Source organism: Flavobacterium glycines (assembly GCF_900100165.1).
Taxonomy (GTDB): Bacteria; Bacteroidota; Bacteroidia; order Flavobacteriales; family Flavobacteriaceae; genus Flavobacterium; species Flavobacterium glycines.
On record NZ_FNEO01000001.1, the window covers coordinates 407367 to 423125 of the forward strand.

The following is a 15759-nucleotide window of genomic DNA, read 5'->3' on the forward strand; positions in this document are numbered from 1 at the left end:
ACTTTTATTTTTATTAATTATTGTAAAAATCTAAATCCCATTTATCAAACCATTTTAAGATTAGCTTTCCCTTATCAAATTGAATAGGAAGCCAAACATAAGTTCCATCAATAGGATTGCTTGGTTTCCAACGGTCAGCCATAAAAATGAATTGATCTTTTTTTCCCTGTACTGGCAAAACATAAGTACTCTGCGAATGAAAGGTAAGCTCCGCCTCTTTCCCAACACAAGGATTTCCTAGTGATTCCCATGGTCCCCAAATGGATTTTGAACTAAACGAACGGGCAGCATTAGGATCCCAGCCCGTACATCCGGAAGTAATCATATAATAAATTCCATTCTTTTTAAAAACTGCCGGTGCCTCATTATGACCTGCTGGTTCCATTCTTGCCCATTTTTCGGTAAAGTCTAAATAGTCGTCGGTAAGTTCAGATATATGAAGTGTCAAATTATCTTCGGAAGAATGTATAAGATAAGCATGATTATCATCATCAACATACACTGTCATGTCTCTGGACATCTGTCCTCTTTCTAAATCACTACGAACCAGCATTCCATTTTTGACCGCTGTTAACCATTCAGGAGTCCAGGATTCTAATCTTTTCGCTCTAATTACTACTGAATTGAATTTATTATCTAAATTCATTGGCCAGACTCCTTTATTAGGACGAAACGATTTTATATACTTAAAAGGTCCTTTCGGATTGTCACTTACAGCAACGGCTGCTCTTGCTGCACTATAACCCTGATTTTTTAGTTCCAAATGAAACCACATAACATATTGCCCCGTTTTTTTATTAAAAACCACTTTAGGGCGTTCGATTATACAACCTTTAGTTATTTCGGAATTAGGATTATTTTCAACTTTCAAAACAATCCCCTCATTTTTCCAATTGTACAAATCTTTGGAAGAATAACAACTTACTCCTTGCAAAGCTGTATTACCACCACGTCCTGCAGTTTTATATTCTCCATACCAATAATAGATTCCATCTCTAAAAACAACCCCACCTCCATGAGCATTAATATGTGCCCCATCAGTGTCTTTCCATTCCATTCCCGGAATAAAAGCTTTGTTCTGACTAAAAACTGCAACAGTGGTCAGACTAAAAAAGAATGCTATTGAATAAATTAATTTCATTTTACTATTTCTTTTGATAAACTCTTACGTAATCAACAATATATTTTGACGGAAAACTGCTCGCAGTAAAACCGCCTCCTTGGTCTCCACCCACAGCCAAATTCAACAACAAATAATGTGGCTGTCTAAAAGGAAAAATCTTTTGATTTTTGCCTTGCATGGTATCCTTAATAATTGTCTCATTTAATAACTGATTATCAACATACAACCTAATAAAATCAGCATCCCAATCCATTCTCCACACATGAAATTCTTCAGCCCAATTGTCTTTTTTAAAATCTCCCAGCAATTGAGTTGCACTATCCCACTGGGGATCAATCTTATCCGACTTCCAAGCTACATTGGCCAAAACTTTCCCTCTGTAATATTCCATAATATCAATCTCGCCATTTGCCGGCCAATTGCCTTTTATACCCAAAGTCCAAAATGCCGGCCACATTCCTTTGGCAACAGGTATTTTAGCCCGCATTTCAAATCGGCCATACTGCCAGGAATTTTTCCCTTGGGTTATTAAACAAGAAGAAGTTATTTTTATAGAATCTCTTTTTTTAGCCCAATCCTGATGATTTTTAGAAATAAAATCAGGATTGACTTTGTGTTCTTTTTTAGCTTCAATAATCAAAAAGCCGTCTTTACAATAAGCATTTTCTTTTTGATACCATTGGTCTTCATGATTACGAACAAAACCTGTCTCATAATTCCAATTTTTTTCATCCGGAACACCATTGACTGAAAACTCATCACTCCAAACTAACTGATAACCCTTATATCCGGAAGGTCTCTCTGTCTTAGTAACAAAACCAAATACTACAATAAAAACAATCCCTAAAACCAAAAAATTAAATGAAAACAATCTCATTTTAAACACTTTTTTTGAATAAAAACATACTCGAATAATTATCAGAAAATGAAACTGATAATTATTTTAACTCATGAAAAAATCTAATTTTTAGATTTTAGTTTGCCTTAAAATTCCAAACCTGCCCTATAGTTGTGCCTCCTTTTCCGTCTTTAACCACTACTTTCCAATAATAATTAGCTGCATTTGAAGCATTAACATCAAATGTTTTTAAAGTCAAATCGGAAGCCACTTTTTCGGTTGGTGAATTTGCTGTCCCAAAGTACACATCGTACTTTAAGACATCAGCTGCATCAGCATCGACTGCTGTCCAACTTAAAGTTATTGTTCCTTTCGTTTGGTTTGAATTTAAAACTGGGGTAACTAAAGAAGGGGCAAATGGCAAATGGTTAACAACACCTTCGCCTTCAGTATAAAAAGTATTTATTGCAGAAAAACTACTGGAGGCATTTTTACTGTCTGTCGCTTTGACTCTCCAATAATATAATTTCCCTTTTTCTAAACTAATTTGTTTTGTTAAACCACTATTAACCGTTGAATTTAGATTTTGAGTAAAAACGTTATCTGTTGCGATTTCTAATTGATAAGTAACTGCATCATTTTGTGCATCGGTAGCAGCCCCCCATTCAAATTTGATTGCATTATTGATACAAACTAAATTATTAGTTGGATAATTTAAGATTGGAACAGAAGGAGCCGTATTATTGGTTGGTGTAGGATCATCTGATCCTCCACCACCACTACTACAAGAAGAAAATATAATACAACATAAAATAAATATACTTAGTCTTTTCATCTTTTTATTTTTTAATAATTTGGATTACTTCTTCAGGATTAGATTGAATTTTAACAAAATAAACTCCTGCTGGTTCTTTGTCTATATTGATATGTACTTTACCATTTTCTATTTGATAATTTGCAATTGAAATTAGCTTAGCATCTACACTATAAATCGCAATACTTACCGAATCCTCATTTGTTGGTAAATAAATATCAAATTCGCCCGAACTAGGGTTTGGAAAAGCTCTTACTGCGTCATACAGCGCAATAGTTTTGGAAAAACTTCCTTCACAAATTTTTGAAGTCTTTACTTCTAAAACATCGCCAGCAATTACACCTACATCAAAATTTGTTTCAGAAGTTTCAAACTGAACAACCCCATTTACAACCACTTGGTATGGTGCTGTACCAGATTCAATTGTAACATTTAATTTATCGGAGTTTGAAATTGCTTTTGCTGTAATAGCATTACTTTTAGGTATCTCTATAGTATAACATTGCTCGAATGTTTTTCCTGATATACTTATACATACAGAATAACTACCCGGAGCAAGATTAGAAACAGACAATTTATTATCTGTAAAATTGTAAGCAACATTATTTATAGTAGCTACATAATTATAAGTTGAGGTCGCAACAATATTAATTTGACCATTATTTTTATTTGGACAAGTCTCTCCAACTTGAGTAATAGCAAAATTATTGACAGGAACAGCAAAACATCCATTGGCATTTACCGTTTCGCCACTTGGGGTATTTGGACATTGATCTAAACTATTAATTACACCATCTTTATCATCATCTAACTGTCCATTAGAACAACCATTCGCATTTACAGTTTCACCAAACGGAGTATTTAGACATTGGTCTACAACATCCATTACACCATCTTTATCTACATCCGGATTAATAACTGTAATAACATCTGAATAAGCAGATTCTCTATTATCCTTACCTAATACCATCATTCTATATTCTGTTTTGGTATAAAGCAGATCATTAACATTTAACTTCGTATAATCAGTTGTCTCATAGAAAACAGAAAAATTAAGTTCCCCTTCCAATTTTCTTTGCAAAACATATTTATTAACCAAATCATTATTGATTCCAGTCCAAGTCAATTTTACACTTTCATTATTAGCAGATATAACATAAGATAAAGTTTCTGTCTTTGGACTAGTCATAGTTGGAATATATTCCTTACTGATATTAAATGCTTTTTTTGAAGCATTATTGGCATAATACTGTCCGGCAGGAGTTAGCACTGTATAATTACCTGTCCAACTTGCAATTACAGGAGCAGTTTTCAACCACTGGTAATTTTGCCAATCCGGATTATTCGTCTTCCATGTATCATTAATGGTTACAAACATGGCACGTGCATCCTGCACCCAGTTATAAATTGAGTACCGTTCTACAAAATCAAGATTATCTAAAACATTTAATACCGCAACTAAATCATTTTTATGCTTAGTAGCATTAGCATCTGTAAGTAAATTAGGTCCATCAGGAAAAGAGTTTCCTGTCCAGTTAGCTCCAATATTCCACTCTGTAATCCATATTGGTCTTTTACCATTTATATTATTATACACATATTCAAGATCAGATTTCCATTGAGCAGCTGTTTTATACCAATAACAGTGAATAGCTGTAAAATCAACACGATAATTATTTTCATCTGCTTTTTTCAAAAAGTTCGGAAGCCAACCGTTAAATGGATCTGATGGGGCAGGTGACCCCAATCTTAATCCTGATGCCAGAAGTCCCGGCCAACCACTAATTGCCTGATCAACCGTCATATTCGCCTGATCCGGACGATCCGGCTCATTATATCCTAAAAGATGTGTATAGCCTTCTTTAGTATAGGCAGCTTCAAAACCAGGCCAATATTGTGTTTGCCTTATAGGTACATACTCTACTTGCGGAGTGGTTGCGCTTCCAGAATTCCAGTTATAATACCAACTAACTTTTGTTCCATTACGTTCATCTAAACTACCTCCGGCTAAACCTTTTTTAGTAACCTGATGCCATATCATGGCTCTTATAAATGACACAGTACCTTTTAAATAAGCTGGCATAACCGGTATTTCTAAGTCTGCATCTTCAGCTATAAACACTCTGCTATAACCTGTACCGTCCGCATTTGATGCAAAAGTCACCATATGTCCTTTTTTTAATTTAAAAGACTTTATTTTATTGTCCAAAACACCTAAAGCTGTATATCGAATAATATCTTGATATTGTTGAGATGTCCCTCCATAATTTTCTTCAGTAAAAACTTCCAATGGTACATTAGCTATATAAGGAATAACAACTGAACCTGCCCCACTATTTAAAACATATACATTTCCATTACTTACAGCCGGAGCACCATTTACTGATACAAAAGTCAAATGAGAGCTAATAACATCATTAGGTGTACTATTTTGAAAATAAATTCTCGCGTCATAAGACTTCAAGTCGACTGTTGAATTTATTAATGGTGTATAGGCATTCTTGAGAGTTAATGAAGCGGCAGAATTTAAAACAACTTTGGATTTAGCAAAAGTGTTTGCATTTAAATTACTTGTAGTTTCCAAAGTTAATACTGAAGGAGCAATAATTTTTTCCGGTGCATATGCTTTATCTTCATATGTAACAGAACTAACAACCATATCTACTGTTCCATCAGCATAATTCTTACCTATTACAATATTTGATGCAGTATTCATAACCTCTTTTATCCCTAATTTTCCTATTGCAAAAGATGCCGCATCTCCCTTTAATGTAATATAGTATGTACCATCTGCAGTAGGATTAAATTTTAACTGACCTGTTCTCAATTTATTTAGATCTCCACAAGTAAAATTTTGAGTCGCTATAGGTGTACCTCCATTTTCAGAAGCTGAAACACTAACTGTCATACTATTACCAGTGGTACCTGATAATAATTCATAAATCCATGAAAAAGCATAACTTTTACCCCCCGTAACGGTGACCGGAAAAGAATAAACCGAAGTTTGATAAGCCGGATCACTCCAATTTAAATACATTAAACGACCACTGAAATTAGTTCCATCAGACTCATAGCTGTGTCCTGAAGTAACATCAACGTAACGAACTCCGGAAGTAGTATTTGCAGCATTCCAAGGAATACCGGAATAAGTATTTTTCCAACCGTATGCTGCGGGTGTACCAGTATTATTATTTGTTAAACCAGCCCATGTATTAATTAAATTTGAAGATTTAAGTTTTAAATCAGCAATACCAAAAAGCGCATAATCACCCGTTATTGTCAAATAATAGGCACCCTCTAATTCTGACATAAAAGTCAGATCTCCTTTTCTAATTTTATTAGCACTCCCAGTTGTAAATATTTTTGAAAATAAAGCACCCGATCCGTCTGCAGATTTGGATATAGAAACGTTCATTTTAGCACCTGCTGCAGCATTAGCTAAATATTCATACAACCAAGAAAATTCATACTGATAACCATATTCCAACTTAATTGGATAACTGTAAGTTGATGATGAATAAGTACTTCCATCCCAACGAATATACATCAAACGCCCTTGAAATGTTGAACCATCAGATTCAAACGTATGCCCGGATGTTACATCCATATACCTTACTCCACCACTGGAATTAGCAGTATTCCATGGCAAACTTGTTGAAGTATTAGCCCAGCCATAATCGGAGGGTTTTCCTGAATTATTCCCAATAAATCCAGCCCAGTTACTTAGCCCATTATCTGCACCATATTCAACTACCTGAGTTGTGGTGCTACCATCTGTAAGGTAATCCAATGTCTTAGAAGTCAGGTAATGCCCATCTTGGTATATATGTACCACTCCGTCTTTTACCGCATATCTGTAGGTTTGTTCCTGAGCATTATCGATTGAAGTACTTAAATTTTCTATTGCAGCTAAATTAACTGTATTATTAAAAGTAGTCTTATCTAAAGAAGTCCTGAATCCAAAATTATTGCCTTTATTTAATTGGACATCAAGCCCTCTTCCTACTGCAGAATTCACTTTTGCTTTTACTTCAAGAGTAAATTCACTAGCACCTGTAAATGGCAAAACCATAGTATCAAATCCTGTTGCATTACTAAATGCTCTTGTACCACTTAAACTCGTACTCAAAACCGTTTTAACCGGTAAATTTGGAACTTGGGCAAACATCCGTATGCTAAAGACTACTAGTGTCAACAATAAAAAGTATTTTTTTTCATTCATATTATAGAATTTTATAATTAGATTAAATTTTAGAAATTAAGACATTTAAAAAAGGATGCTTAATTAAAAAGAAGAACTCATTTTGTTTTAGACACTTAAAATGATGATTATATTTTTCATACATAAAAACAGTAAGCTTAAGCTTAGGGTACAGATATGTAAATCAAAAAACAAACCGTTGATTCAGTTTTATTATGAATGGAATAAGTCGAAAAAAAACTAATATTATTCAAAAATATGCTACACACATTTTTATCTGTTGACTTTATATAAATCCAATCGCAATTAACTTTTAGATTCATTAACTCAATCCAATTATGAATTAATGAATCTAAAATCTAATCCAATTGCCGTAGCAAACTCAACATTAACTAATAAATATTTGATTCGAAAAAATGATACGCATAATATTGTAACTGTAATCAATATGATTGTTTAATAACTCAAATAGCATAAATGAAACTGTAATTTTAATTACAATAAGTAATCATAATTATTTAAGTTGAAGTAATACACTTAAACAAACCGGAATTACAATAGAAATATTTTAAAATTTAAAACAGTCCTAAGTATGATTAGTTTTCTAAAATAAAATATTTCAGCTCTTCAACTCAATAGTTCGACACAAAAAACTGAGAAATAAAAACACATAAGCTTATTGTAGGAGTAATAATTTTTAAATATTACTCCTACAATAAAAAACTTATATTTTAATTCAATGTATTATTACAACTTAGCTTGCAACAACTTAAGATTATCTACAAAAAGAATTGGACTAGAACCACCTCCAACATTGGCTGTTTTATTGTATCCCATTCTAAATTTAACTGTTTTCGGTGTGGTAACTACAAAAACCAAACTATGATTTTTCCAAGTATCTGTAGCTGATGAAAAACCATCATAAATACCTAAACCATCCATCTCATAGCCCATCATACTAGATGCTCCGGTAACAGTTTGACCAACTAATGATTTCCATGTCAAAGTATATGTCCCAACCGGCAACGTAACCGACTGTTCTATATACAATTGAGACGGCGAAGGCAACCAATGCTGCTTAATTCCTAAAAGAGTTGTTTCTCCAATCGAATTAGTTGAAGCCAAAGGAGCAATTCCAAAAGGGACAGTATTACTTCCATAATTAATTGTTCCCAGTTTCTTATAAGTAAAACTACCAGATACAGGATATTCGGTCCAACCAGAAACATCATAAATATAATTATCTGTTGCTGCACCTGTTGGATTCGTTTCAAAACCTGCATTTACAATATAAGTACTAGTAACATCTGTTTGCGTATAAAAAGTTTTTTCAGGTGTAAAGAAAACATCTATGGAGCCTTCTTCCGGTTTATAAGCAGTCTTATACTTTAAATCTGTACCTGATTTAAAATCAGTTATAGTAAAAGCACTTTGAGTTGACGGAATAATTAATTGCTTTTGTGTATCATTAGTAGCGGTATACGTAAGAATAGAATATGCAGATTTTTTAGTATAATCATTTAAAGTTTCTAAAGTTCCATTAAGTACTCCACCACTACTAATCCCCGTGCTTATCTTTCTATTCATTATGTCTGCCAATAAAGTAGCTTCATAACGTTGTCCATATGTATTACCAATCTTAAATACAGGAATAGATTTATTACCTAGTTTATCATAGGTACGAACTTCAAAATTATAAATGTTCTCATCTAAACCATTAATAATAACATCCAGAACATCAACACCTGATGTCCTGGTAATTGGCACCACTACAGAATCTTTTCGGGAGTTCCAAAAAACACGCACTTCAGTCACTTTTGGATCAGAAATAATTAATCCTTTCACATTAACTCTGTTTTTTCCTCCATAGATATGCAAGGAATCTATCTTTCCAGTATAAGAAATTTCACCATTTCTTATAGAGTCCTGATACCCCTCGTCCATACTCGAGCAAGACCACAAACCAGCCAATAAAGCCACTAGCATTACGGTTTGTAAACCATATTTTTTTATTTTGTTCATAACAATATTTTTTTCTCGTTAAACATTAATTAGCACCATAAACCTGAATTTCACCAATAGCCATGGTTCCAATTCCACCCCAGTTTTTAAGAGATACAATTCTCAAATATCTAATAGGTGGTGCTGTTGCATCGAAATCCCAACTAAATCCAGCCGCTGCAGTATTGTAATCCTCTGCCGTTTGTTCTCCGAATGGAAGACCGGAAGGCTTAACCGCATTATAACTTCCTAATTTTACCCAAGTTTGATCAAGACTACCATCTGGATTTGGATTTGCAGAACCCCAAACTTCAAATTCTTTCAAATCTCCTGTGTAATAATAAGTTCTACCATTGTAATATTCCGGATAATCCCAAATAACAATACGACTCATCCTTTTCAATGCACCTGTATCAAAAGTTACTACATGTTGTCCCGGTACAGCACCATCAGTTAAAAATACTTTTGGCCAGTCCATAATATTTCCATCCCACATACCCGAAGGAATAGCTGTTGGATGTGTTTTTGTATCACCAGGTAAAGGAAAATGCTTATAAGCTGATTTAGGCAAGGCAAATTCTTCTAAAGGTGTTATACTCGTAAAGATTGTATCAGTAGTATTTAACCATCTGTCCCTTACAGTAATTGCGAAATTCTGTGCAACAGGCAAAAATCCTCTTACTGTTTTATTAATTACATCAGTAGAAGTATAAATACTTTTAGGATTAACAACCCAATCTCCCTGCACATCTTTTTGCATAACCAAAATTGAAAGATTTTCTCTTGTAAGATTTTTACCCGTAACATAAATACCTCCGAAAGCAGAACCTGTTTGAATACTTCTATAAACTTCCCATATCGCTGCTTCCAATGGTTTAATTTTTACAACAACAGGCTTAGAAGCTGTTTCACTCCTATTCACAGCATACAATTTAACATCATGTTCATCTGTATCTGCAAATCCTTCTACTGTAAGTGTATTATTATAATAAGAAGATTTTACTTCCATTTTTCTACCAGTAGCAAGAGTATATTCAGCTTTAACATACAATAAATCCTGATCTGATGGTAAGCTGTAAGTCAATTTAGCCTTGCCAGGTAAATTCTCAACAGTTACATTCTCGACTTCTCCTGGAGGAGTCGAATTATGTTCTAAAGGCTCTAAATTATTTTGATCACAACTGATAATCAACAAAGTTATCATTGTTGCAAAAACGCTTCTATTTACTATTTTCCAATTCATAACTATATATTTTTAATTACCAACCTAAATTTTGAACTAAGTTTGGATTTTGAATCATTGCGCTTTCTGGTATTGGCCAGAAATAATCTCTAGGACCAATAAACTGTTGTTGTGAAACAGTTACTTCCTGATAATATGAAGTCTGATCGGTACCTTTGATATTCCAACCTGTAATTGGGGCATTTAAATTTTGAGTAGCTAATTTCCATCTTTTCAAATCCCAAAAACGATGTCCTTCAAAAGCCAATTCAATTAATCGTTCTCTTTGAATAATATCTCTAAGACCTGTTTGAGTTGTTGGTTTAGATGGATTTGAAGAAAAATTTGTCCAAGATTCAACTACTCCTGCTAACCCTGCTCTTGTTCTGATACGATCTAAATATTGATAAACTGTTGCAGAAGGTCCTTCAGATTCGTTCAATGCCTCTGCATACATTAAATACAAATCTGCTAAACGAATTTCCGGCCATGCATATCCTTTATAAAATGAACCTCCTGTCGTATACGTAATCTGATTCCAATCAACTAATTTCTTTATAAAATAACCTGTTACATTCATATGAAATGAATGTGAAGCACCAGCCGGATCCCCAAATTTGCCTTTCAATCCCCAAACTGTTCCATCATCTGATTTTGAAGGACTATCGTATTTATACCATACTCCTCCATCAAAACTTAAATCTGCATAAAAACGGGGTTCTCTATCAAAATTAATTCTTGCTGTAACAAAACCTTCTTTTATATTAAATCTTTCTGCATTGGTTGCGACACGTAATTTTGTATCATTCGAAAAATCTAATGTTTTATCCTCATTGATTGGTACTCCATTTTTAGAATAAAACATTCTGGCTAGTTTAAGCGGTGGAGAAAGTATCTTTCTTGCATCATTATGATTATGCGCCGGATCCAGTGGAGGCATAGCTAACTTTTGTATATCTGAAGTCTGACTATTAGAGTTCCCCCAGATAATTTCTGAATTCCATCTTTCACACACTGCCTGACGAATACTCATTTGAGTCATAGTACCCGCTGAAAGAGTAAAAGGTGATTGAGGAAAAACATATAAACTTTTCCCATTTGCTTCAGCCGATTGAATTGCAGCTAAAGCTGCATCAGCGGCTAACTTCCATTTATTCGCATCGTATGTTGCATTAAATAAAGGAGTTCCATCTTTATTCACTAAAGTAGCATAATCATTATTCCCATTAAACAATGGACTTGCCGCCATTAACAATAATTTTGCCTTAACACTTAAAGCAATAGTTTTAGTGATTCTTCCTGCTTCTGTTGTTGGTACAAGCGCATTATCTTCTGGTAATTTTGCTGTTGCCGTATCCAATAAATCAGCTATATAAGATACACATTCGTCAACGGGTTGTCTTTTAACATTAATCTGATTTTCAGGAGCATCAATAGGAATGTTCGTTTTCATAAGAGGAATAGGGCCATACATTCTTAATAAATAAAAATGATAATAAGCTTTTAAAAACTCTACTTCTCCAATCCATCGTTGTCTTTCCGCAGCATTTAAATCTGGGACTTTGGATTCATCTGTAACATTCTCTAAAAAAATATTACAGTGACGAATTCCTGTAAACAATCGATAATTATCCCCAGGACCTCCTCCTGAATAATTCCCATCCCATACATTAAAATAAGGATTCGCTCTTCTTTGACTACCTCTTGCTATTTCAAACACATCACTGGTAATAGAAGTTTTGTAAGGAATCCAAATTTCATCCCCTCCTAAAAATCCAGGATTGTGATAAATACTCCCATCTTTTGGAAGATAGGAATAACAAGTAAATAGATATTTCTCCGCTTCGTTTCTTAGCTTAAAAGCATTATCAATAGTTGCTACATTATCAGGTATCACATCCAGGAAATCGCTGGAACATGCACCTACAGCAAACAAGGTTATAAATGATGATGCTATTGGTATAATAGATTTTCTTAATCTATTTATTATAGTGTTATTTTCTTTCATGATTATTATTTTTTTATGCCTTTATCATATTCACACATTACAAATCAAGTAATATTCCAAAATTGTAGGTTACCTGAATAGGATACCCTAAACCATTACCACCCATTTCAGGATCCCATAACTTAAATTGACTAAACACTACAGGATTCATTGTATTAGCATATAATCTCAAGCTCGAAATCTTAAACTTATCTAAAAATTCTTTAGACACATTATAACCTAGTTCAACACTTTTAAGTCTTAAGAAAGCTCCATTTCTCATCCACCATGTTGATACCTGATTATTATTTTCAATGAAAGTATTACTCAATCTTGGCCAAAAAGCGTATAAATTTCTATTGTCTTCTGACCAGTGATCGTCAGCAACCACTTTCAACAATCCATTTTGAGCTCCTCCATTAGTAACAAAAGGAGAAATATTTTGCGGATTGATAAAGAATGAAGAACGGGCAGAACCCTGAAAGAATATACTAAAATCAAATTTTTTATACCCCAATGTACCCCCAAAACCATATATAATTTCCGGTGATGTTGGATAACCGATAGGCATCTTATCTAATGCTGAAATCACACCATCACCATTGACATCTCTGTATTTAATATCCCCTCCTCCGTAAACTCCAAATTGTTTTGGGGAGTTAGCTGCTTCCTGATCATCAACAAATAATCTTTCAGCAATGTATCCATAATTTTGAGCAATAGAATTTCCTTTTCTATACAAATAACTTAATTCTGGCGGATAATAATTCTCATCATATTTTAAAATTTTACTCGTTGAATAGGTTAGATTTCCTCTTAAATTTGTAAACCAATTATCCCCAAAATGCTTGTTATAATTGATGGACATATCCAGACCTTTACTTTCGGCAGCTCCAAAATTGGTAGCAGGTGTTACAGAAAGTCCTAAAGTAGAACCAATATTGGAACGTGTTTGCAGAATATTAGAACGCGTTTGCTTAAATGCATCAATTACAATATCAATAGAATTGAATAATTTCAAATCCATTCCAATATTGATTTGTTTGGAACGTTCCCAACTAATTTTATCGTTGGCATATCTTGAAATAGAAACTCCATTACGGTAATATCCATTTAAATCTCCAAAACTGGCTCCGTAAGTACCATCATTCAAATTAACATTTGATAAATAAAAGAAACGATCTGTTCTATCCCCTATTTGATCATTACCAACCCATCCAAAACTGGCTCTGAATTTTAAATTACTCACAACATTAAGTAAGGGCTCAAAAAATTTCTCATTAGAAACTACATATCCTAATGCTAATGAAGGAAAGAAACCATATCGATTGTTTTTAGCAAAACGTTCTGAACCATTATAACCAAAGTTGAACTCCGCTAAATATCTTTTATCATATCCATAAGTAAAACGTCCTGAAAGACCAAAGTTCCTGGAAGGTAATGAAGCTTGAAGACTACCCGGATTACCTGATTCAGTATTTTGCAAAATATTAATTAACATACCCGAAACATCATGTTTTTCTGCAAAAGTTCTGTTATAATTAATAGCTGTTTGAAGATAAATTTCTGAATTAAGATTTTTGGTACCTTCACTATAATTTAAATATTCTGTACCAGCAATACCAATAGAACCCTCTCCTCCTGGATTTAGCAAGTTTAAAAACACCTCATCAGTATCAGGATTAATTGTGGCATTATAATAAAAAGGATTATACTGCCTTGAAAGACTATAGAAAGAATACCTTCTAACATATGCCATAGCTCTTGCACTTAAACCTTGGGTAATAGCTTTAAGATCTTGTTTCAATTCCAATTGCGTTTGAATTGTAGAAGCTTTACTGACCTGATACCCTCTTACCATTTCTGCATAAGGATTCGTTAACAAAGTAGTACTTCCATAACCTGCAACAGCTCCACCAAACAAAGGATGTTCAATATAAGGTAAATATTTAGATGGATAAACAGCTGGAAAAGCAACTGGATTAGACCAAATCGCTCTATTAAATAATGCCGTTCCTCCACCAACAGGACCAGTATAATCATCAAACTGACTATAAAATCTAATAATCCCCTCAGTACTTGGAGTTAGCTTAATATTAACATTACTTCTAAAGGAATAATTTCGTAATTTAATATTATTGTTGAAGTTATTTAAATTATCAACTTTCAACACTCCATTATCAATATTATAAGTACTCGCCACATAATATTGGGTTTTATCACTACCTCCACTTACACTCAAATTATATCCTTGATTGAACGTATAATCTTTTATCAGTTGATCAATCCAGTTATTATTAGGATATAGAATAGGATCAGCGCCAGCTGCAGTTCTGTCAATTTTAATTTGAGAATAAGGTAAAACACCTATTGGGTTACGGGTCAAAACAGCCTCATTAGCCAAATTCATATAGGTAATATTATCCGCAAACTTAAAATTCCTAGTATTACTAGACAGCTTATTTTCTTCACGGAATCTAACTTTTAATTTACCCGCTTTACCTGATTTAGTAGTAATCAACACCACCCCATTAGCACCACGAGCGCCATAAATAGAAGCTGCCGAAGCATCCTTCAATACCGAAAAAGCCTCGATATCATCCGGTTGTAAACGTGCCATGTCAGTAGTACTGGATTCAACACCGTCTATCAAAATTAACGGATTTACTTTTCCTGCTCCGAAAGAGCCTAATCCACGAATAAAGAAATCGGAATTATCAGCGCCTGGCTCACCACTTCTTTGGTAAGCAATCATTCCTGATACCCTTCCCGCCATCATAGTCGTTAAGTTACTTGAAGGCCCTTTGATTTCTCCAACAGGAATAGTTGTAATAGCGCTCACTAAACTTTCTTTCTTTTGGGTACCATAACCAACAACAACAACTTCATCTAAACCTTCAGAACTTGGCTTCAATGCTATTTTAAAATCCGTACGACTTCCTATTACTATATCTTGTGTTGTATAACCTACTGAACTCACCACTAATACTTTTGAATTAGCATCTAACTTCAACGTAAATTTTCCATCAAAATCGGTTATGGTTCCAATTTTTGAATCCCTTATCGAAACTGTTGCTCCAGGGATAGGCATTCCATTCTCGTCATTAATCTGTCCACTTATACTTTTTTGTTGCTGTACTTTTTCCTGTACTGTTTCACTTTTAAAACTAATAGTGTACGCATGAACCTGAGGCAAAGAAGCCAATACACAAAAAAGCGTAAGTTTCTTTTTCAAATCAAATCCAGATACACAATCAGGAGCTTTTTTCATCCTAATAAAGTTTGTCATGTTTGTTTGTAATTTTGTTGGTTAATTAATAGTTTGTTAATCTGTAAACAAATGAAGCACTAGATGAAATCTAAAATTAATTTAAAAATTTTAAATATTTTTTAAGACAATCTCAACTAATATTAACATATCATTCACATCACAAATTTACACGAACAGCTAAGTTCAAAAGGGGGTAATTACAAGATTAATAGAGGGTGAAATTAGTATTACACAACAAAAACACCTTATTTTTTAATATATTATAAAAAATTAGCTATAAAATCACACACTACATAATCCCC

General features: G+C 33.6%; 8 protein-coding genes. All 8 read right to left on the reverse strand.

The features are described from left to right. Nucleotides 1–13 precede the first annotated feature (13 nt). Nucleotides 14–1141, reverse strand: a complete 1128-nt coding sequence (locus tag BLR17_RS01600) for a glycoside hydrolase family 43 protein (protein WP_066328304.1) — start codon at nucleotides 1139–1141, stop codon at nucleotides 14–16. Nucleotides 1142–1145: 4 nt separating this feature from the next. Further along, nucleotides 1146–2000: a glycoside hydrolase family 16 protein gene (locus BLR17_RS01605; protein ID WP_083189403.1), complete on the reverse strand. Its 855-nt coding sequence runs from the start codon at nucleotides 1998–2000 to the stop codon at nucleotides 1146–1148. A 97-nt stretch (nucleotides 2001–2097) separates the two neighbouring features. Then, the gene (locus BLR17_RS01610; protein WP_066328303.1) at nucleotides 2098–2796 is read right to left on the reverse strand and encodes a glycoside hydrolase family 78 protein; all 699 of its coding nucleotides are present in this window, start codon (nucleotides 2794–2796) and stop codon (nucleotides 2098–2100) included. 4 nt (nucleotides 2797–2800) lie between these two features. Further along, nucleotides 2801–6997: a glycosyl hydrolase gene (locus BLR17_RS01615; RefSeq protein WP_083189400.1), complete on the reverse strand. Its 4197-nt coding sequence runs from the start codon at nucleotides 6995–6997 to the stop codon at nucleotides 2801–2803. A 726-nt stretch (nucleotides 6998–7723) separates the two neighbouring features. Further along, entirely contained in the window at nucleotides 7724–8998 is a 1275-nt protein-coding gene (locus BLR17_RS01620; protein WP_074517105.1) for a DUF4998 domain-containing protein, read from the reverse strand. Nucleotides 8999–9023: 25 nt separating this feature from the next. Beyond that, a complete protein-coding gene (locus BLR17_RS01625; protein ID WP_066328300.1) occupies nucleotides 9024–10220 on the reverse strand; it encodes a DUF4959 domain-containing protein in 1197 nt (398 codons plus the stop codon). 16 nt (nucleotides 10221–10236) lie between these two features. Next, nucleotides 10237–12207, reverse strand: coding sequence for a RagB/SusD family nutrient uptake outer membrane protein (locus tag BLR17_RS01630; RefSeq protein ID WP_083189398.1), 1971 nt, complete (start codon nucleotides 12205–12207; stop codon nucleotides 10237–10239). A 37-nt stretch (nucleotides 12208–12244) separates the two neighbouring features. Then, nucleotides 12245–15457 (reverse strand): SusC/RagA family TonB-linked outer membrane protein, encoded by a 3213-nt coding sequence (locus tag BLR17_RS01635; protein ID WP_083189395.1) that lies wholly within the window; start codon nucleotides 15455–15457, stop codon nucleotides 12245–12247. Between the last annotated feature and the right edge of the window lie 302 nt (nucleotides 15458–15759).